Here is a 20,560-nt window from a genome sequence, read left to right as displayed (position 1 = left end):
AGGAAGCGCCTACACCATAGGCTTGTTCAAATTTTTATGTTCTTAGAACAGATAATCCAAGACTTCTAAGTTCTTGGCGTTTTTTACATACTTCCTGAAATACTTAACAGTAAAGTTTTTCGTTATAAATCAACCAATTATATCCTTAAATCCGATAGCATGAAGAACATTTTAAACATATTCCTAATTGCCGGAATCATTCTAATGAACGTTTCCTGTAGTTCTACCAATAGATTGACCATGGGAGTGACGCAGGCTCCAAGGATTGCCATTCCGGCCCATGTGACCAAGATTGGTATCCTCAACAGGAGTATTCCATCGGAAGAAAACAATAAACTGGATAAACTGGATAAGGTCTTGTCCCTTGAAGGAAAGGATTTGGACAAAGAAGGCGCAGAATATGCCATTCAGGGGCTACTGGATGCATTGAAGAGGGACAGCAGATTTGAAGTGGTCAGGATAATCGAAGATGTTGATGGATCGCGCAAAGGTTTGGGTGTTTTTCCAGCTGCCTTGCCTACGGATTTTGTAGCGCAAATTTGTCAGGAGAACGAGGTGGACATTTTATTTTCCTTGGAGTTTTATGATACGGATACAACGCCCAGTTATGAACTAACCAACGTAAGTGTACCTAACAACGTAGGTATTAACATAGGGATTCCAGGTCATAGGTTAACCTTAAATACATTAATTGAAAATGGCTGGAGGGTTTACGATCCCGTTACAAAAACAATTTTGGACGAATATATTTTTAATGACTTCCTTACATCGGTGGGAGAGGGCGTCAATCCGGCAAAGGCGTTTGAAGCCATAGCGGGAAGAAAGGAAGGCGTTTTGCAAATAAGTAACACCATTGGCATGGATTACGCGCTCTTGACAAGGCCTATTAACGTGCGAGTAGCACGGGATTATTTTGTACGCGGCACCAACAATTTTAAAATCGCGATGCGAAGGGCCAGAACTGGCAATTGGGATGGAGCGGCCGATTTATGGGCTACGGAACTTGATAACAGAAAATCCAAAATTGCCGGAAGGGCCCATTACAATATGGCCATCATCAATGAAATCAATGGTGATTTGGAAAGGGCCTTGGAGTTTGCATCCGCTGCGTATTCCGATTATGATACTAGACTGGCCCTGCAATATGTCAATATCCTGAGAAGAAGATTGGCGGAACAACAGGAGTTGGAAGCCACATTTGAGCAGCTTTCAAGATAATCAATTGTTAAGTGCCTCTTTATAGGTTTCCAAGCAGCGCTCCCTGGCCATTTTATGATCTACCATTTTATCTGGATAATTCAGTTCCTGTAATTCCGGTACCCATTTGTTGATATACTCTTTTTGCTTGTCGAATTTATCCACTTGGGTCATTGGATTGAATATCCTAAAATACGGGGCCGCGTCAACACCGCTACCGGCCGCCCACTGCCAGTTGCCTACGTTGGCACTCATGTCATAATCCAAGAGCTTTTCGGCAAAATAGGCCTCTCCCCAGCGCCAATCGATCAATAAATGTTTGCACAGGAAACTAGCGACGAGCATTCGCACCCGATTATGCATATAGCCGGTCGAATTTAGTTCACGCATTCCGGCATCTACAAGGGCATAACCCGTTTGTCCCTTTTTCCATTTCTCGAATTCTTCCTCCTTGTTGCGCCATTCGATTCGGTCATATTTTGGTTTAAAGGCCTTGTCTTTGGTATGAGGAAAATGCCAAAGGATTTGCATAAAAAATTCGCGCCAAATCAATTCGCTCCAAAAAACCTCATTATCCTCGTTGATGGCCTTTTTCATCATTTTCCGTATTGATGCCGTTCCAAACCTTAAATGCGGTCCTAATCTAGAAGTACCATTTTCTTTTGCCGGATAGTTTCGGGTATCCTCGTAATTATTGATTAGGGTAGGGGTGACAGTAAAATCCGGCACCTCTATGTCCGATTTTTTAAACCCTAAATCGCTCAACGTAAGGTTGGGAAGCCTCGTGTTTTCGATTAGATTATCCAAATAACTATTCGTATAATGGATTTGCAGATGTTTATCCTTGTCAAAGGTTTCCTTCCATTTGTTCTTATAGGGCGTATACACCACGTAAGGATCGCCATCGTCCTTCATAACTTCGGAGGTCTCAAAAATAACTTGGTCCTTAAAGGTCTTGAAGGCTATATCCTGGCTCGCCAAAAGCTCCTCGATTTCCCCATCACGGTCCCTCGCATACGGCTCATAGTCCCTATTCGTGTACACGCTTCCAATATTGTACATCTCTATCAATTCCTCGAAAATCGATTTTGGCGTTCCGGAATATATGGCCAATGAGCTGTTCCAGTCATCTTGTAGTTCTTTCCTCATTTTCTGCAAGGTTTCAAAAATGAAGGTTACCCTAGCATCGTCTTCGGGCAGTTTGGAAAGAATATGGGTATCGAAAATGAAAATGGGCAGTACTTTGTGGTCCGACTTCAATGCAGCCAAAAAGCCTACATTATCATCCAGCCGTAAATCCCTTCGGAACCAAAAAATAGTGACGTTCTTTTTGGACATTTAACTAAGGTTTAGGGTAGAGATTCCTCCATCAACTCCAATGACCTGTCCCGTCATCCAAGAGCTTTTATCGCTTAGGAGAAAGGAAACTATATTCCCTATGTCTTCTGGTTTTCCAACTCTTTTCAATGGATGTCTTTCCCCCATGGATTCCCTTTTTTTGTCGTTGTTGAGCAGTCTGCTGGCCAGAGGAGTATCTATCAATGAAGGTGCCACGACGTTCACCCTTACTTTTGGCGCATATTCAGCGGCCAAGGATTTGGCAAAGCCTTCTATGGCACCTTTTGCCGCCGCAACGCTGGTGTGGAAAGGCATTCCATTGGAGACAGCTACCGTACTGAAAAATACCATGCTTGAATCATCCTTCATCTTGGGTATAATGTCCTTTACAACCCGAATCAAACCAAAGAAATTGATTTCCATATCGTTTTCAAAGGTTTCCAAACTTATCATCTTAAAAGGTTTCAGGTTGATACTTCCAGGGCAATACACAAAACCATCCAAATTGGGAATATCGTCCATATTTAATACATCTTCCGTGGCATCGAACTGAATATGGTTAATATTTTTATGGGATTCCGGGAGTTCCGTTCTAGATGCTACCAAAAGATTATGAGTTTCCTTTAATTGGTCTACTACATCCAAACCAATTCCATGAGATCCACCTATCAATAATATTGTTTTCATCTGTTTATTTTTATTGTTTTTCGTAGGTCAGGTGTAATTTGCCAATAACCATCTCGTTATGTATCAAGACTTGTTATGGCTCATTTCATATGTTTAAAATTAGGTCAATAACTTGATTCTTAAACATTTCCTTTTCTAGAGTTATGTAATTCACTATAACAAATCCCTTGATATGGGTTTCATTTATATAGATTTAAATTCAACGGTGTTTTGTTTATCTAGCATACTACCAAAAAGTGAGGTCAATTTTTGCTCTCGATGCATAAATATTTGCTTTAATTGCTTTTTTACCAGAAATGGGTGCGACATCCGGCCCAAAATCCCAAAGGGCAATTTATAATCAATGATATCTTCCATTAAAACACCACCGGGTATTTCGCTGATGAAGTGTTTGTGATGCCACAATTTGTAGGGTCCAAAACGTTGCTCGTCCACAAAATAGCTTCCGGCCTGCACATGGGTTATCTCCGTTACCCACTTGGTGGAGTACCCTGGAAAAGGTTTCACGATATACTGGATAATTTGGCCGGGAAACATTTTCCTATCAGCACCATCCAGAATATCAAAACCCATATGTTCTGGTGTAATTACCTTTAGGTTCGCAGGATTCGATAGAAACTGCCAAGCCTCTGATTGACTTATGGGCAAATATTGTTTTGACTTAAGCTGATAAAGTTTCATACAATCCTTTTAACAAATATACCTAATTTTTGTTTAACAAATATTGATTTAAGTTAAACAAAATATAAAGTCTTAGCATTTATCTATGCAAGAGGATATGAATTTTCACCGATGAATCTGAATCTTTGATAGTTTAAATACGAGGACGCAAGCTGCTTACCAAAAGGATTTTGTATTTTCCCTTTGCAATGTGAGTTTTCCCATGAAATATTTTACAGTTTTGTTGGTATTATTTACGTCCGTGCTTACGGCGCAACAAACGATTTCTGAAGTTGGCGGTTTGAATGCCGAAATCAACGAATCATCCGGACTACTTTTTTTAAATGACCGATTGATAACCCATAACGATTCTGGGAACGAGCCAATTCTGTATGAGATGGATACCACTTCCTTGGCCATAACCAGACGCATAACAATTACCAATGCCCAAAATACGGACTGGGAGGCTTTGACACAGGATGCCAATTATATTTATATCGGGGATTTTGGGAACAATGTTGGAACGAGAACGGATTTGGTGATTTACCGAATTGCGAAGTCGGACTATCTAGTGTCCGACCAGGTACAGGCCGAAAGAATCGAATTCACCTATGAGGACCAAACGGATTTTACCAATAACGGAAGTTCCGATTGGGATGCGGAAGCTTTCATCGCTTTGGATGATGCGTTGGTTGTCTTTACGAAGCAATGGCAAAGTCTGGGATCTGTCGCATATTCCATTCCAAAGACCATCGGTAGCCATGTCGCTACGAACATCGGTTCATTAAACGAGGTGGGCTTGGTAACGGACGCCGTTTATGATAGTGCAAGAACCGAATTGTATTTACTGGGATATTCAACCATTCTAATGCCGTTTTTAATCAAATTCGAGAATTCCATCGGTACGAACATCTTCAATGGAAGTTTTAGCAGCTACGATTTAGGACTGTCCTTTGTACAAACCGAAGGTATCGCCCAAATAAGTGCCAACCAATTCCTCTTTACTTCTGAATTTTTTTCACGACAAACACCTTCCATCACCAGTGCCGCAAGACTGTTTAAAATTACATTTGTCGATTCCGAAGTTCCCGAAGAACCGGAAACCCCTGAGGAACCGGAAACCCCCGAAGAACCTGAAACCCCCGAAGAACCCATAGAAAGTGACGAGGACGAAACGATACTTATATATAAGGATCTAAATATGGGTTCGTTCGTTTATGAAATTCAAACCTCCAATACGGTTTTTGGAAGTGCCATTTTTGATGCAGGCGGGAGGCTCGTTTGGAACTCGGGGAATGAAGTAGATACATCGGGTTCAATATCCAACACAATTAACGGACCCGGGATTTTCTATTTTGCAGCCTATCTAAATACGGGTACCCTTTCCGTACCTTTTGCCATTTACTAGCACTTCTATCCCCCTTATTTAATACTTTCTTAACAAATGGGATTTTGGTTTATACCTAGTTTTGTTAAAACTAAATAAATCAATTAACTATGAACAAAGTAATACTCTTTTTATTGGCCATTGTGGCATCATTATCCCTTGAGGCCCAAATCAATACTCCGGCCCCAAGTCCCGCTTCCAAATTGGTTCAAATGGTTGGATTGACGGAGGTAGTGGTGGATTATTCCAGGCCTTCCATGCGTGGAAGAAAAGTTTTTGGCGATTTGGTACCTTATGGCAAATTGTGGAGAACGGGTGCCAATGCCTACACAACAATTTCGTTTGATACGGACGTAACCATTGCAGGTAGCGAGGTAAAAGCGGGAACCTATTCCATCTTTACAAAGCCAGGTCAAAAGGAGTGGGAAGTGTTTTTCTACACGGATACCAATGGAGGTGGCGTACCCAGTAATTGGGAAGAGAGCAAAATTGTTGCCACGGCGACCGTACCTGTGTATCCTATTGAAATGCCCATTGAAACTTTTACCATCACCATAGATGACCTTACTACAACAGGTGCCAATTTGGGTATTATGTGGGAGCAGGTCTATGTAGGCGTTCCTATAGAGGTTCCAACCGATGCTACCGTAATGAAAAATATTGATAGAATCATGTCCGGACCAGGAGCTGGGGATTACTATGCTGCTGCGGTTTATTATTTAAGTGAGGGCAAGGACATAAATAAGGCCAAGGAATGGATGGATACCGCCATGAACATGACGGAGAATCCTGCATATTGGCAATTAAGACAGCAATCCTTGATCTTGGCGAAGGCCGGGGATAAAAAAGGAGCCATAGAAGCTGCAAAAAAATCATTGGCAAAAGCGAAAGAGGCCGGTAATGCCGATTATGTAAAAATGAACGAGGATTCCTTAAAGGAATGGGGAGCCTAAGAATATTTTTGTCTTTGTAAAAGGCCCGTAATTCATGTAGCTTGCGGGCTTTTTTATTGGTAACGAAAGAGACTTTATTCCAATAGATTCGCTTAATTTGAAAATTCCATCCGTATGGACATCCAGTGGGCTTACTTCTTGGCAGCTTAATCTAGCACATGGACCCCATCCCCAATTTCCAACGGATAGGTTTCACATTCAATGTTGGTTTCTTTACGATAGGCACTTTTTATTTCGGACAGACAGGATTCAACTTTGTCCGTTTTAAGTAGGTTTATGGTGCACCCGCCAAATCCACCTCCCATCATTCTGGAACCCACTACGCCGTCCAGTTTCTCACCTGTTCTTACTAGAAAATCAAGTTCGGGAGTCGTTATTTCAAATTCCTGAGACATGGCCCAATGGCCTTGTAAAAGTAGACTACCTACTTCTTGGGTGTCACCGGCTTTTAGGGCAGCTATCATATTTAAAACCCTTTCGTTTTCCTCTAGAATATATTTTGCCCTTTTGTAATCCGTAGGGCTTACCTCCATTTTTATTTTTTCCAAATGTTCTAGGGTAACATCCCTTAAAGAAGCTGCGGGATGAATATTTTCATTGACCTTGGAAACGACCGTTTCACAAGAAATTCTCCGTTTGTTGTATTCGGAGTCTACAGCAAGGTTGTGTTTTATATTCGAATTGATAAGTACCCAGCTGTAACCGCTTAAATTAATCGGTACAAACTCATGGGTCAAATCCCTGCAATCCAAAAACAGCGCATTGTTCCTTTTTCCAAAAAGAACAGCATATTGGTCCATCAATCCGCAGTTAAGTCCAATCCTATGTTCCGCGGCCTGTGCTATGAGGGCATTCTCTTCCCTGTTAATGGAAAGGCCTAAAATTTCCGAAACGCCAAAAATGAAACCACAACAAAGGGCGGCGGAGGAAGATAGTCCGGCTCCTATTGGAATATCTCCTCCAAATACACAATCGAAACCTTTTAATGAATATCCTTTAGATACCATGATTTCCAAAATGGCCTTGAAGTAATTTCCCCAAAAGGCCTGGTAAGGTTTAGGGTTTCCCTTTAGGTCGAATTCGACTTTTTCGGCATCCGTCAGAAAAGTTTCTATGTGAATGGACGAACTTCCATTTTTTTGAATGGCAAAATAAATTCCTTTTTCAATGGAAGCGGGTAGTACAACCCCCATATTATAATCTGTATGTTCCCCAATCAAATTGATTCTTCCAGGAGCCTTTACCAGGATCGGTTCCCTTTGATATTTTGAAATAAACGAACGCTTGATATCGTGGGCAATCATGGAAATTAGGATAGTTGATTGGTTTTATGCTTCTGTTGGAGGCTTGCTCAACATTCTGTCAAAGGCTTCGAAAATAATGGCTGTAATTATGACCAGGGCAGCCCCAATAAAGTTTAACCATAGGTACCCTAGCTTTTCTTCTCCAGAAGGATAAATATGGATTAGGTTGTAATATATGATGCAGATAATTATCTGGGTAATGATGGCGGCAAAAAACACCGCATTTCCCTTTACGAACTTGAAGAAAAAAGCCAAGAGAAATATGCCAAGTACATTTCCGTAAAAAATACTACCTATAATGTTCACTAGTTGAATTAGATTATCAAAAAGATTGGCAATACAGGCAATCAAAATGGCGATGACACCCCAGGCAAGAGTAAAACCTTTGGAAGCAAGTACGTAGTGTTTTTCCGTAAAGCTTCCTTTTTTATTCCGTTTATACAAATCTAGAGCCGTAATGGTTCCCAAGGCGTTCAGTTCCGATGCCGTAGAGGACATGGCGGCCGAGAGAATTACCGCCAATAAAAGACCGATCAATCCCTTTGGCAGGTTGTTCAGAATAAAGTGAATGAAGACATAATCCTTATCATTGGTTTCGATGGAATCATCTGCTTGTGAAATCAGGGCTTTTGCGGCAATCCTGTTTGTGCTATCTTTTTGATTGATCCGAATGATTTGTTGTTTCGCTTCCTGAACTGCCGTGTATTCCTTAATATCGAGGGCGGTCGAAAACTGATTTTGGGCGATACGTTTTTCAGCTTCCAAGGCAACCTGTCCTTCCTGAAGGATTTTATAATCCTCGGCATAGTCAGACTCCATCACGGCCGTTGTCGCCGCCGGATTAAAATTCAAGGGCGAAGGATTGTATTGATAAAAGACAAAGACCATCACCCCGACCAATAGAATGAAAAATTGCATGGGGATTTTAAATATGGCATTGAAGACCAATCCCAGTTGACTCTCCCTGATGGATTTTCCGGATAAATAGCGTTGTACCTGGCTCTGATCTGTACCAAAATAGGCGAGGGCCAAAAAGAGACCGCCCGTAATTCCGCTCCAAAAGGTATACCTACTCTTAGTATTCAGACTAAAATCAAGGATATCCAATTTATTGCTCGCGCCGGCTATTTTTAGGGCCTTGGAAAAAGTAATGTCCGAAGGAAGAAATCCTAATATAAAGAAAAAAGCCACGAACATACCCGTCATGATGATGAACATTTGCTGCTTTTGGGTAACACTGACCGCTTTGGTCCCACCCGAAACCGTGTAAATGATTACCAGGGTACCTATGATAATATTGAGGGTACCCAAGTCCCAGCCCAAAACGGCCGAAAGGATAATCGAAGGTGCAAAAATGGTGATTCCCGCGGCAAGGCCCCGCTGAATCAAAAATAGGATGGCCGCCAAGGAACGGGTTTTTAAATCGAACCGTCCTTCCAAAAATTCATAGGCAGTATATACCTTCATGCGATGATAAATGGGAACGAACACCAAACAGATAATGATCATGGCCAATGGAAGGCCAAAATAAAACTGTACGAAACCCATACCATCGTGAAAGGCCTGACCGGGCGTGGACAGAAACGTTATGGCACTTGCCTGTGTGGCCATAACCGAGAGTCCAATGGTCCACCATTGCGCCTCGTTTCCACCTTTTACATAATCGTCAACGTTCGCACTTCCCTTGGTTTTCCAGACCCCATAGGTTACAATGAATAATAGGGTACCAGCAAGAATCGTCCAGTCCAGTGCGCCCATTTTAATTGTATGAAGTCATTATAAGATAAAAAACGAGAATGTAAACAAGATTAAGAATCAGAACCAGGGAATACTCACGTTTCCAACTTTTATGTTCCTCTTTTTCCTGACTCATCCTTTGATCTGTTCCTTTTTTGACAGGTTATCCTTACCCACGGATAGCATGTTCGAAAATAATTTGTATGCTCCTGGAACACCCGCGGGAAGTTCCCTGAAAAAGCTTAATCCTGTGTAAATATAGTGACCTTCTCCGTAAGGTGCTATCAATAAACTTCCTTTTGTGGCTTTTTCCCCTTCATCCTTCATTTCAAGGATGGGTGTAAATTCCTTGCTCCAGCTATCCGGAAAATAAAGACCGCGTTCCTGAACCCATCCATTAAAATCATTGGAGGAGATTTTATTGGGATAATTTACCAATTGATGGTCTTGGGCGATTATTTTAACCTCGGAATTTTCATTGGTCACCCGGTCCCTTGAAATCTGAAGATCATACGGGGCGATGTTTTCAAACTGGTCCGCCCATCTGCCCGCCGTGTTGTACTGGACGATTACGGTACCGCCATTCTTTGCGTATTCCAGAATATATCGTTGCTTAAAGCTCAATTCATCGACTACATTATAGGCCCTGATGCCCAGAACTACGGCGTCGTATTTATCCAAGGAGTTCTCGTCTATGTCCGTAGGATTTATAATATGCACTGTATACCCAATTTGTTCCAAACTGGTGGGGACATCATCCCCGGCGCCCATGATATAACCAATATGCTGACCAGCTTTTTGAATATCCAGTCTAACGACTTTTGCCTCGGAGGGCATCAACACGGTCTGAGTGGGTATATGATCGTAGGCGATGGTTACCAGTTCCTTTGAAATGTTTTCTCCATCTATGGATACTATGGAAGTTAAATACGATTCATTTTCGGTAGCGGGAGGCGTTAGTGTGAATACCAGCGTCTGCTCGTCGCCCTTCTTCTCAATGGAAAATGGTTGGGTAGCCGAATCGAGAATCCAGCCGTCGCCAATTTCCAAACGTACTTTACCCGATACATGGTCCTTATGGGCCTTTACGGTAACCGGAATCTGTTTTGGCGTTCCGTCCGAAAATATAAGAACTTTGTCCTTCAACATGGACGTTGCCTTTGGCACGATTTCAAAAGGCTGATATATTTCCCCTTTGTCCGGTCTTCCGTATTTATAGGATACATTTTTTGTTATCGGGATATTGACACCGTCAAAAAGTAGATTAAAAGTCGCTTTGAAGGCCCTAGGGGTTTCAGGTTTTCCTATTAATTCCGAATCGGTCACTGTATAGGTTCCCAATGTTCCCTTTACCATAAGCCAATAGGGACTTGTATAGTTCGTAGTGTTGGGAATGGTGATCTTCAGTTGTTTTTTGAACAACTCGTTGTACTTCAAATCCGTCGATTCAATTAAAAGTTTTTCTCCATTTACCGATACCGATTCCAGAACGATGTCGGCATTACTTCTGTTAACCGCCTCCAAATTGAGTTCTATGGATTCCCCCGGGTTGGAAAAGGCCTGGGTGGTAAATGCTTCCAAATGAAGGCCCGCCACATCCTCGATGATTGCCTTAAGTTCTTTTGATTTTAGTTCCCTCCAATGGTCATCGTTTATTTTTTGAAGCAGCTGATAGGCTTTTACCAAATCCGATAAATGAACGGAAGGATCCTTAAAATTAAATTGGGACTCAACCTTGTCCAAAATGGCTCCTATTTCCGTGCCACCGGCCATCCGGGTCCACGTGGTATTGATACCTTCAAACAAATCCGACTTATTCTGAGGTAAGTCGCCTTTTAGGAGTTCAAGATATTCTTCTTCGGTGCCACGGGAGCTCAATCTTCCAAAACCTTGGCAAAGGTGTTGGCTACTGGCCAAGGAAGCAATTTCATTATTGGACATGCCCAATATAGGATAATAGGTTCCTATATCCACATTCAATAGTTTGGTTTTGTCCGCCTGTTCAAACTTTTCTTGGCTACCATAAAACCACCAAGACGTGTTAAAAAACAAACGTTTGGGTTGCCAGGTATCGGTGTTTTCCAATTGGTCCGAAAATGCCTTGGGGTCATTGGCCAAATCAAAGGCTTCCATACTTAGCATGGCAGATGATGTATGGTGCCCATGTGTGGTTCCTGGACTTCTATGGTCAAACCGGTTAACGATGACATCGGGTTTAAATTTGCGAATGGCCGTAACCACGTCGCCGAGAATCAGTTCCTTGTCCCAGATTTCCAATGTTTCCTTCGGATTTTTTGAATATCCAAAATCAACGGCCCTTGTAAACAACTGTTCGCCTCCATCCACTCTTCTAGCGGCCAAAAGTTCCTGTGTCCGTAGTACGCCCAGCAATTCCCTCAGTTCCGGACCGATCAAATTCTGGCCACCATCGCCCCTTGTTAAGGAAAGGTAGCCTGTCCTGGCGTGGACATGGTTGGAAAGGTAGGAGATAAGCCTTGTGTTTTCATCGTCTGGGTGCGCCGCAATGTATAATGCCGTACCTAAAAAATTCAGTTTTTGAATCTCATGGAAAATATCGGCTGGGGAATGGTTTTTTGGTGTCTGGGCGAAGGATGGGCCAATAAAAAGGATGCCCATGAGTAAAAATATGGTGATACGGCGCATTAAATTGGTTTTTGGTCTAATCTCAAAGATAAAAAGATTGCATGCCCAAGACTCGATTTTACGACTTCTTTAACAGACTGGTAACTTATTTATCCGCAGCAATTTCCTCGCTTTTGTATGTCGATATCAATACCACCCCTTTTTGAAGGACCAAGTTATTGGGATAGGTAATAATTTCCCCGTTTGCCCTTCTCAAGTGAAGATGAAAGGGCTTAATATCCTCAATGACAAAAACCTCCCTCTCGGGATTGTCGGTATCCAGAATTTCCTTGTCCAGTATTCGAATGGTATTGCCAATTTTAAACGGAAAGGAAAAGAAGATGATGACCCCCGCAGTAATATTGCTCAAAATAGACCATTGCGCAAATAAGGCTACGCCGATTACCGCAAAAACGGAGGAAAGCAGAACGCCCAGATCCCGGTAGTTTACGCCCCAAATAAAGGTGAGGGCAATTATGGACAAGGTAATCAATACGATATTGATGTACTTGATAATCAAATTGATCCGTACGGGATTAAAATCGCTCAATTTACCCACTTTCCTTACGATGGAGGTAAATATGATTTTAAAAATGAGGATAATTACAAAAAGTACAAGACTGAACAGGAGACTGCTTTTGTGATCTTCAATAAAACCTTCCATAAATTATAGACCTAAACTGTCCCGCAAATATAAATCCTTATTATGATTCTGTTGCCAATAGGGTGCATTAATGGTCTTGATTTTAGTAGCTTTTGAAGTAAGAGTTTGGGCCTCTGGGCCAAACCCACTTTTTGAGGTTTCTGACCAGCTTTCAATGGGATACGGAAAAGCATTTCCAAAGGTTATGGAAAGGCTTCTTTCCAATTCCGGATACGAAATTTCATAGGTGTAAAAACCATCAGAATTTGTAAGGGTGGCTTCTGCATCATAGGCTTTTAATTCCTTGTGGCTAAGCCTAACATATTCAAGGGAAGGAATGATTTGATGGGTGCCTTGCGGCAGATTTTCTGGATCGATTTTTAGTTTGTTCCAAAGTTCATTTTCCAAAACTGTTTTTTTCAGGTTGAAATCTTGGTCACCCTCCGATTCAAAATAGGAACGGGACATGACCTGAAACGCTTCCTTATTGTTAATTTGGGCATATACATGACCACACCACTCCTGCGCTGAAAAGGACACTTTAAGCGCATGCTGGTTGTCATAAACAGGATAGAAGCTACTGGCCATAATGGAGTAGGGGTAAATACCGGTCAGGTATTTCTTGGTGGCGTTCAATTTTAGGACCGGGACATTATCGGTAGATGCATTGTCCGCTTTGACCTGTTTGTCTTTCAAAAAAGGTTCCGTTACATAGATCATCACCGCCTTGCCTGTTCGTATTTCTCCATAGCGTGCTTGCTCCAGTTCATAGGATGTAATTTCCGCTGTGCCGGAATACCAATAGTCCTTAAATTCTTGGGATAATTTTTTTCGAGGGAATTCCGGTTCTTTTTTGGGCGTTACACTTTCTTCCTTTGTATCGTTCGCTACTTTGGAATTGCAGGACTGAAACGTCGTAAAGACGGCAGCCAAAAGGACCACCGACATTTCCAAGGTCAACCATTTCTTAAACATAAAACGTTCTTTTCTTTAAAATTAAGGAAAATCTATCTGGAAACCATATCCAAAAGCGTTTCGTATACCAGGTTTGTAGGTAGACCCACCACGTTGGTGTAGGAACCTTGAATTTCAGAAATGCCAATAAGGCCTATCCATTCCTGGATGCCATAAGCACCGGCCTTGTCATAGGGCGCAAAATGGGTGATGTAATAATCGATTTCGGCATCGGACAGGTTCTTGAACTTTACTTTGGTGATGCTGTTTTTTATAATCTGCTGTCCGATAGTGGTAAAACATACCGAGGTAATGACCTCGTGCCAATCGCCGGATAATTTGGAAATCATTTCATGGGCCTCTTTGGCATCCGCTGCCTTGGCCAAGGAGGTGTTTTTATGCCATACCACGGTATCGGACGTCATTAAAATTTCTTTTGGACCCAATGTCCCTTCAAAAGCCGATGCCTTTAGTTTCGAAAGAAAGTCAGATATTTCCGAACCTTGAAGTACTTCGGGGTAGATTTCCTCCACAGGCTTCAACCTAATTTCAAAGTCCAGCCCCATCTCCTCCAAGAACTGTTTTCTCCTGGGCGAGCCAGAAGCCAATATCAATTTGTAATCGCCAAGCTTTTCCTGTAACATCCCTAAGCGTTTGCGGCATCAAAATTATCCATCCAGTCCCCCCGTACTTTAAGTACCTGTTCAATGACGTCCCGTGCGCATCCAGAGCCACCGTTGATATGCGAGATGTAGTCACAGATGGCCCTAACTTCCGGTACGGCATTTTGCGGGCAGGAGGCCACGCCCACCTTTTTCATCGCAGGGATATCCGGTATGTCATCGCCCATATAAAGTACATTTTTCGGGTCGATGTTATAAATGTCCAAGTATTCTTCCAAAGCATCGATTTTGTGATGGGAGCCCATGTAAAAATCCGTGATACCCAAACCTTGTAAGCGTTTTTTTACGCCCTCGTTGGTACCGCCCGTGATGATACATATATTATACCCTTTATCGATGGCGACCTTTAGTGCGTATCCGTCCTTGACGCTCATTTTTCGGAGCATTTCCCCCGTGGTGGTCACCAGGACGCTACCATCGGTCAAAACGCCATCGACATCAAAAATAAATGTGGTAATATCCTTTAAGTACTCTTTATAGCTTTTCTTCATTTTCGTTTTGGTTGGATGCCTTTATCGCATTGCTTATTAGTTTATATAGAGTCCTATGCTTTTCGTCGGTTAACAAAGTAAGGTGTCCATGCAAGGTCTTTAAATCGCTCCGAATGGCCGGGCCTGTTTGTGCAGCTTCTGGGGACAAGGTTTCTATTTTGGCAGCGGTTTCCTTTATCAAAGGATACAGTATTGAAAAATCCAAGTCATTTTCATTGCAAATTTGCTTTCCGATGGTATACATGTAGTTGGTAAAATTATTCACAAAAACTGCGGCCACGTGCAACACTTTTCGCTGGGCGGAATCAATGTGCTGAACGTTATCGCTAATTTTTCTCCCCAATGTTTCTAATATCTCCATGTCCTTTTCATTGAAAACTTCCAGACACATGGGAACAGTTTTAAAATCAATAATCTTTCCAGCGGTAAAGGTCTGTAGGGGGTAGAAAACACCCCTTCGTTGATGCTTTGACAAAGTGTCCAAACCAACGCTTCCGGAAGTATGTACCACCAATCCTTCTACATTGAGAGCATCGGATACTTCCTGTATGGCATCGTCCTTCACGGCGATAATATAAATATCGGCCTTGGGAATATTTGACCAATCCGTACTCACAACATTTTTTTCCTCAAAATAGGATAAGGAGGCCTCTGACCTGCCAAGGATACCTGCCAAATGCATTCCGTGAATACCATACAATGCCGATGCCAAATTTTGGGCCACGTTCCCAGTTCCAATGATGACTACGGAAATCATTCGGCGAAAATACAAAGAATTGCTTGGAGATTTTATGGGTAAACTGTTGCAGTTTCTTCGTTCCCTGGGAAGCTTCCTGAAAGTGTTTCCAGACTAGGAAACATTTTTTTGAAAAACATTTATATTCTTTGTGATAGCCAAACTAGAGGATATATGGATGTGATTCTCACTTTTACAGACTATTGTAGTCCCTAGAAAATTAACATTTTGTTACACTATTCTCCATGGATATCGTTTAAAAAAAAGTGTAAAAGGACGTATTTTTGCAACCTGAAAACCATTGTCTTCTTAAATGACAGATCTGTTAAAGAAAATTTTCTTCTCCACCCGTTTAATGTCCGTTTTGTTTATTGTATTTGCCGTGGCCATGGCATTTGGGACTTTTATTGAAAGTTGGTATAGTACGGAAACTGCCCGAATCTGGATATACAATACCACCTGGTTCGAGGTTATTATGGTCTTTTTTGTAATCAACTTCATTGGGAACATTGCGCGTTATCGCTTGTTGAGAAAGGAAAAATGGCCCGTTCTAGTCCTGCATTTGTCTTGGATATTGATCATTGTTGGTGCATTTGTAACCCGATATATCAGCTACGAGGGCATGATGCCGATCAGAGAAGGGGAAACTGAAAATGTGTTCTTTTCGGATAAGACCTATTTGACGGCCTACATTGAGGGTGATATCAATGGAGAGCCCAGAAGGAAAACTATGGAGGATGATTTGATCGTAACCCCAGAAGCCATAAAATCCAATCTGCCATGGACCGGGGACTTTAACGGTCAAGAATTTACCATTTCCTACGTTGACTTTATTGAGGGTGCCAAGGAAGGCCTCATTCCGGGAACGACAGGGAATACATATCTAAAAATCGTGGAAGCGGGCGATGGTCAGCGACACGAACATTTTTTGGAGAATGGCAAGGTCATGAGCATTCACGGCGTGCTGTTTTCATTGAACAATGAGACTGATGGGGCCATAAATATTTTCACCGATGGCCCCGAATATCGAATATCTTCTCCGTTTCAAGGAAGTTTTATGCGCATGGCCGACCAATTTCAGGGACAATTGGTCCAGGATAGTGTACAAAAATTACAATTGCGTTCTTTGTACAATACGGCCAATATGCAGTTTGTCATCCCCGATTCCTTGGTACAGGGAACCTACGGCATTGTGGAAATACCCGAAGCCGAAAAAATGGAATTCGATTTGGATGCGCTTGTACTTTCTGTATCCAGTAATGGCGAGACCAAGGAAGTAAAGGTGTTGGGAAGTAAGGGGCAGACCCAGTTTAGCGATAAATTCAACGTTGGGGGCTTGGATTTTGCCCTGCGATATGGTTCCAAGATTTACGAGCTTCCTTTTGCCATACAACTCAACGATTTCATTGCGGAAAAATATCCTGGAACGGAGAACGCCTATGCCTCCTTTATGAGCAAGGTGACCATAAAGGATGAAAGGCCCTTTGATTATGATATTTACATGAACCACATTTTGGATCATAAGGGATACCGATTTTTCCAGGCAAGTTTTGACCCTGACGAAAAAGGCACCCGACTTTCAGTAAACCACGATTTTTGGGGGACTTGGATTACCTATGTAGGGTATTTTCTGCTGTATATTGGTTTGATGGGAATCATGTTCTTTGGGAAAACCCGCTTCAAGGATTTGGCGGAGTCCTTGGATAAATTGAAGAAAAAAAAGAAAAAGATACTTACGGCCATTATACTGTTAATTGGGTTATCTAGTTCCTTACAAGCGCAGGAGCATACAGCGGACGATGGCCATGACCATACCCAAGCACCCACCCAACAACAAATAGATTCCCTCATAAAATCCTCCATGGTGGCCAAGGAACATGCGGATAAATTCGGGAAATTGGTGATTCAGGATGAAGGCGGAAGGATGAAGCCCGTCAATACCTTTTCTTCGGAATTACTGAGGAAGTTGAGCCTTAAGGACACCTATTTGGGGTATAGTTCAGACCAAATTTTTCTTTCCATGATCATGAACCCCGCAGTTTGGTACAATGCGGAGTTTATTGCCTTGGACAAAAAGGCACAAAATGATAGCATAAGAAAAATTATAGGAATTCCGCAAGGGCAGAAATACGTAAAGGCGACCGATTTTTTTAATCCGGACGGGACGTACAAGCTGGAGCCCTTCTTAAGGGAGGCAACTGCTACCAATAACCCAAACAAGTTTGAACAGGATTTCAAGGATGCCAACATCCGTTTGAGTCTATTGAATCAGGCCTTGGGTCAGGATATTGTTAAAATTTTCCCACTGTTGAACGATGAGAACAACAAATGGATATCGGCGGTAGAATATCGTGGGGGACAGATCCAGATTCAGGATTCCCTATATGCCAATTTTGTCAAGAATGCCATGCCGTACTATTTGATGACATTAAGTAAGGCACAGCAGACAGGGGACTATGGCGAAGCAGACCGACTTCTGGCCGCTTTCAAGCAAAATCAGGTAAACAATGGTAGTGAAGTTCTACCATCGGAACGAAGAATCAACACCGAAGTTATTTACAACAAGCTGAATATCTTTAATCGGCTATATCAGTATTATGCCTTGGTTGGCGTACTTTTCTTTTTGATTCTCATTTTTCAAATTTTTAAAGATCGTTCCATCTGGAGAATTGGGGTCTATTTTTTCAAAGGGGTCATTTATTTATTCTTTTTGTGGCATACCGCCGGATTGATTTTGAGATGGTATATCTCTGGCCACGCGCCATGGAGCGATGCCTATGAAAGTATCCTGTATGTTTCCTGGGCAACGATGGGCATGGGCTTATTGTTTGGTAGAAAAAGTAATATGACCGTTGCCGCATCGGCCTTTGTAACCTCCATGCTCTTATGGATAGCCCACCAGAGTTGGGTGGACCCTTCCATTGCCAATTTGGTTCCCGTATTGGACAGTTATTGGTTGATGATACATGTGGCGGTCATTGTTGGCAGCTATGGTCCTTTGACAGTGGGGATGATCTTAGGGGTGGTTTCTTTGATTTTGATTCTGTTGACCAATAAGAAAAATCGCGAACGCATGGATATCAATTTGAAGGAACTCACCATCATCAACGAGCTTTCGTTGACGATAGGTTTGGTCATGCTGACGATTGGGAACTTCTTAGGGGGTCAATGGGCCAATGAAAGCTGGGGCCGTTATTGGGGCTGGGACCCCAAGGAAACTTGGGCCTTGATATCCATTATGGTCTATGCATTTGTCATCCATACGCGATTGGTTCCCGGGCTAAGGGGAAGGTGGACCTTTAATTTTTTGAGCGTCGTTGCCTTTGGTAGTATCATGATGACCTATTTTGGTGTGAACTTTTATTTGGTGGGACTTCATAGCTATGCGAGTGGGGCACAGGTGATTACACCAACCTTTGTGTGGTATACGGTTGCTGGCGTTTTGGCCTTGGGAGCATTGAGTTACTGGAGGTATCAGGTGAATTACGCCAAAAAGTAGTTGCTATCATGAAGTTGTTGATACTCGGTGCGACTGGAAGAATATTCAAAATGGATAGTTTGACCGACCTTGGAGGAGGTATATAGTCAAAACCATGCAATATTGAACAAAGGATAGAAGAGAAAATCTCAAATTCCAAATCACAAAATACTGCTTCTCGTTTTTAAGCTAAAGTTGGTTTGGTTTAAAAAGATGCTATTTTTAGCTAACAGCTAACAGCTAACAGCTAACAGCTAACAGCTAACAGCTAACAGCTAACAGCCAACAACTATTCCTTCTCCAACAACAACCGCATTATCTCCTCAGCGGCGACCTTTCCTTTCTCCTTTAGAAAATCCCGGGGCGTGTTATCGCCCAGTTCAAAAACGATGGCCGGCATGCCATGGTGTACATAAAAGTAATTTCTGGAAACCATGGTCGGTTTGATTTTATCAGAGGTAGCAATATTCGTTCTTTTTTGAGGGAGTCGGGTTGAAATGCTTTCGATCCAATCGTAAACGATTTTTCCTTTTTGTCCGATGACCGTGCTGTCAATTGGATAATAGATATCGTCCCAAGTAGAGTGAAAATCGGCACCAAAAACAAATTCATAGCCTTCTTCATTTTTTTTGTTCAGAAAATCGCGCACGCTTCTTGTTTCCGGCTGATTGAAATTTTCCCAATCGCGATTCAGGTCAATACCGCCCATGTTATGACGCCAATGTCCGTTGTCCACGCCATCGGGATTCATAAGCGGTACGGCGAAAATGTCAAACTTTTCCCTGAAAGTCTTTGCCTGTTCCGTATCACTGGATATGGTTTCCATAAAGGATTTCATCACAAGGAATCCAGTAACTTCCGGCGGGTGTTGTCTGGAGATGATCATCAATGCTTTCTTGGTACTTGGATATTCCTTGATCTCCATGAGCTGGATAGCACGGTTTTCGTGGGATTTCCCAATTTCATAATTGGTAATGAAGGGTTTAACGGAGAGTGAATCTACCCATTCCTGCACTCTTTTGGAAGTATAAAGTTCTTGGGCCGATATCCAAACGGGTTCATTACCAATGGTTAAGGTAATTTCAGCAAACTCGGGTGCCGCTTTGATGCCAAACTCCCCTTCGCCTGGATTTATTACCTTGTAGTTGGTACTGTCCAAAACCTTAAAATGGATACCATCTGAACTGATTTTGGGATAATACCTACTTCTTGAATCCTGATAGGAAAGTTTAATGGTGATTTCCCTGGGCTTACCGGTCCAAACTTTGAAGGAATACCAAGGACTCACGTTTATGGGCGTATTCTCTGCAGTTATCCAAATGGTGTAATGGTCGTTACCGTCTTCGGCCACACCGTTCAACCGGGCACCATCAAAATCGTTCGAAAAGTAGGTTTGATTATCCATGGACCAGATGCCTTTCCATTGCTTTTGTACCGGTCTGTTTACGGTAGGTACAATAGGGCTTGCACCCTGTCCTTGATAACCTGAAGTTGATTTTTGGGGAACTACCGTCGCGGTATTTTTACAGGAAATGATTAACGAAAAAAGGAGGAGAATTGCAAGTAATTGGGTCCTCATAAAGTAAAGCTGATGGATCATTGTAGAAAATTAGCGGATTTTATCTTTGGTTGAAAGGTATTTAAAAAGATCGAACCAAATTTTGTCGGC

Annotated in this window: 16 protein-coding genes; 4 read left to right on the top strand and 12 right to left on the bottom strand. The window is 42.2% G+C overall.

Going from position 1 to position 20,560, the window contains the following annotated elements:
- The first annotated feature begins 159 nt into the window (after nt 1-159).
- Nucleotides 160-1,218, top strand: a complete 1,059-nt coding sequence (locus tag F0361_RS14425) for a DUF6340 family protein (RefSeq protein ID WP_154919582.1) — start codon at nt 160-162, stop codon at nt 1,216-1,218.
- On the opposite strand, the gene F0361_RS14420 is transcribed toward F0361_RS14425, so the two are convergent.
- The 3 genes from F0361_RS14420 to F0361_RS14410 all read right to left on the bottom strand — a co-directional run bounded on the left by F0361_RS14420 (nt 1,219) and on the right by F0361_RS14410 (nt 3,903).
- Nucleotides 1,219-2,535, bottom strand: coding sequence for a cryptochrome/photolyase family protein (locus F0361_RS14420; RefSeq protein WP_138258066.1), 1,317 nt, complete (start codon nt 2,533-2,535; stop codon nt 1,219-1,221). It abuts the gene before it with no gap.
- The gene (locus F0361_RS14415) at nt 2,536-3,222 is read right to left on the bottom strand and encodes an SDR family NAD(P)-dependent oxidoreductase (RefSeq protein ID WP_154919580.1); all 687 of its coding nucleotides are present in this window, start codon (nt 3,220-3,222) and stop codon (nt 2,536-2,538) included.
- A gap of 183 nt (nt 3,223-3,405) precedes the next feature.
- Nucleotides 3,406-3,903: an SRPBCC family protein gene (locus F0361_RS14410; protein WP_154919578.1), complete on the bottom strand. Its 498-nt coding sequence runs from the start codon at nt 3,901-3,903 to the stop codon at nt 3,406-3,408.
- A gap of 202 nt (nt 3,904-4,105) precedes the next feature.
- On the opposite strand from F0361_RS14410, the gene F0361_RS14405 reads away from it, so the two are divergent.
- The gene (locus tag F0361_RS14405; protein ID WP_154919576.1) at nt 4,106-5,290 is read left to right on the top strand and encodes a T9SS C-terminal target domain-containing protein; all 1,185 of its coding nucleotides are present in this window, start codon (nt 4,106-4,108) and stop codon (nt 5,288-5,290) included.
- A gap of 89 nt (nt 5,291-5,379) precedes the next feature.
- On the top strand, nt 5,380-6,222 hold the full coding sequence (locus F0361_RS14400) for a DUF2911 domain-containing protein (RefSeq protein ID WP_154919574.1): 843 nt from the start codon (nt 5,380-5,382) through the stop codon (nt 6,220-6,222).
- 146 nt (nt 6,223-6,368) lie between these two features.
- Here the strand turns inward: F0361_RS14400 and galK are convergent, their stop codons facing one another.
- The 8 genes from galK to F0361_RS14360 form a co-directional block, all read right to left on the bottom strand.
- Complete coding sequence (gene galK / locus F0361_RS14395; RefSeq protein ID WP_154919572.1) at nt 6,369-7,526, bottom strand: galactokinase; 1,158 nt, start codon at nt 7,524-7,526, stop codon at nt 6,369-6,371.
- A gap of 24 nt (nt 7,527-7,550) precedes the next feature.
- On the bottom strand, nt 7,551-9,284 hold the full coding sequence (locus tag F0361_RS14390) for a sodium:solute symporter (protein WP_154919570.1): 1,734 nt from the start codon (nt 9,282-9,284) through the stop codon (nt 7,551-7,553).
- Nucleotides 9,285-9,395: 111 nt separating this feature from the next.
- Nucleotides 9,396-11,927, bottom strand: coding sequence for a PIG-L family deacetylase (locus F0361_RS14385; protein WP_154919568.1), 2,532 nt, complete (start codon nt 11,925-11,927; stop codon nt 9,396-9,398).
- 85 nt (nt 11,928-12,012) lie between these two features.
- Nucleotides 12,013-12,570, bottom strand: a complete 558-nt coding sequence (locus F0361_RS14380) for a mechanosensitive ion channel domain-containing protein (protein WP_154919565.1) — start codon at nt 12,568-12,570, stop codon at nt 12,013-12,015.
- Between the two features lie 3 nt (nt 12,571-12,573).
- A complete protein-coding gene (locus tag F0361_RS14375) occupies nt 12,574-13,524 on the bottom strand; it encodes a septum formation inhibitor Maf (RefSeq protein WP_154919563.1) in 951 nt (316 codons plus the stop codon).
- A 32-nt stretch (nt 13,525-13,556) separates the two neighbouring features.
- Nucleotides 13,557-14,147, bottom strand: a complete 591-nt coding sequence (locus tag F0361_RS14370) for a Maf family nucleotide pyrophosphatase (protein WP_154919561.1) — start codon at nt 14,145-14,147, stop codon at nt 13,557-13,559.
- Nucleotides 14,148-14,149: 2 nt separating this feature from the next.
- Nucleotides 14,150-14,677 carry a KdsC family phosphatase gene (locus F0361_RS14365; RefSeq protein ID WP_154919559.1) on the bottom strand — a complete coding sequence of 176 codons (528 nt, stop codon included), beginning with the start codon at nt 14,675-14,677 and terminating at the stop codon, nt 14,150-14,152.
- Nucleotides 14,661-15,434 (bottom strand): Rossmann-like and DUF2520 domain-containing protein, encoded by a 774-nt coding sequence (locus F0361_RS14360; protein ID WP_154919557.1) that lies wholly within the window; start codon nt 15,432-15,434, stop codon nt 14,661-14,663. Before F0361_RS14360 ends, F0361_RS14365 begins: the two co-directional genes overlap by 17 nt.
- 292 nt (nt 15,435-15,726) lie before the next feature.
- Here F0361_RS14360 and ccsA point away from each other — a divergent pair, with 292 nt between their 5' ends.
- On the top strand, nt 15,727-18,912 hold the full coding sequence (gene ccsA / locus F0361_RS14355; RefSeq protein WP_154919554.1) for a cytochrome c biogenesis protein CcsA: 3,186 nt from the start codon (nt 15,727-15,729) through the stop codon (nt 18,910-18,912).
- Between the two features lie 268 nt (nt 18,913-19,180).
- Here the strand turns inward: ccsA and F0361_RS14350 are convergent, their stop codons facing one another.
- The gene (locus F0361_RS14350) at nt 19,181-20,491 is read right to left on the bottom strand and encodes a M14 family metallopeptidase (RefSeq protein WP_246160903.1); all 1,311 of its coding nucleotides are present in this window, start codon (nt 20,489-20,491) and stop codon (nt 19,181-19,183) included.
- Nucleotides 20,492-20,560: the final 69 nt, after the last annotated feature.

This window comes from Maribacter flavus (assembly GCF_008386635.1).
Taxonomy (GTDB): Bacteria; Bacteroidota; Bacteroidia; order Flavobacteriales; family Flavobacteriaceae; genus Maribacter; species Maribacter flavus.
Note: the sequence above shows the minus strand (reverse complement) of the source record. Positions and strands in the feature narration are given on the sequence as shown.

Bases quoted from the DNA above. Each gene is read 5' to 3' on its own strand.
- F0361_RS14360 (WP_154919557.1), bottom strand. From the start codon at position 15,434: ATGATTTCCGTAGTCATCATTGGAACTGGGAACGTGGCCCAAAATTTG.
- ccsA (WP_154919554.1), top strand. From the start codon at position 15,727: ATGACAGATCTGTTAAAGAAAATTTTCTTCTCCACCCGTTTAATGTCC.
- F0361_RS14385 (WP_154919568.1), bottom strand. From the start codon at position 11,927: ATGCGCCGTATCACCATATTTTTACTCATGGGCATCCTTTTTATTGGC.
- F0361_RS14405 (WP_154919576.1), top strand. From the start codon at position 4,106: ATGAAATATTTTACAGTTTTGTTGGTATTATTTACGTCCGTGCTTACG.
- F0361_RS14380 (WP_154919565.1), bottom strand. From the start codon at position 12,570: ATGGAAGGTTTTATTGAAGATCACAAAAGCAGTCTCCTGTTCAGTCTT.
- F0361_RS14410 (WP_154919578.1), bottom strand. From the start codon at position 3,903: ATGAAACTTTATCAGCTTAAGTCAAAACAATATTTGCCCATAAGTCAA.
- F0361_RS14415 (WP_154919580.1), bottom strand. From the start codon at position 3,222: ATGAAAACAATATTATTGATAGGTGGATCTCATGGAATTGGTTTGGAT.
- F0361_RS14400 (WP_154919574.1), top strand. From the start codon at position 5,380: ATGAACAAAGTAATACTCTTTTTATTGGCCATTGTGGCATCATTATCC.
- F0361_RS14375 (WP_154919563.1), bottom strand. From the start codon at position 13,524: ATGTTTAAGAAATGGTTGACCTTGGAAATGTCGGTGGTCCTTTTGGCT.
- F0361_RS14350 (WP_246160903.1), bottom strand. From the start codon at position 20,491: ATGATCCATCAGCTTTACTTTATGAGGACCCAATTACTTGCAATTCTC.
- F0361_RS14390 (WP_154919570.1), bottom strand. From the start codon at position 9,284: ATGGGCGCACTGGACTGGACGATTCTTGCTGGTACCCTATTATTCATT.
- galK (WP_154919572.1), bottom strand. From the start codon at position 7,526: ATGATTGCCCACGATATCAAGCGTTCGTTTATTTCAAAATATCAAAGG.
- F0361_RS14365 (WP_154919559.1), bottom strand. From the start codon at position 14,677: ATGAAGAAAAGCTATAAAGAGTACTTAAAGGATATTACCACATTTATT.
- F0361_RS14370 (WP_154919561.1), bottom strand. From the start codon at position 14,147: ATGTTACAGGAAAAGCTTGGCGATTACAAATTGATATTGGCTTCTGGC.
- F0361_RS14425 (WP_154919582.1), top strand. From the start codon at position 160: ATGAAGAACATTTTAAACATATTCCTAATTGCCGGAATCATTCTAATG.
- F0361_RS14420 (WP_138258066.1), bottom strand. From the start codon at position 2,535: ATGTCCAAAAAGAACGTCACTATTTTTTGGTTCCGAAGGGATTTACGG.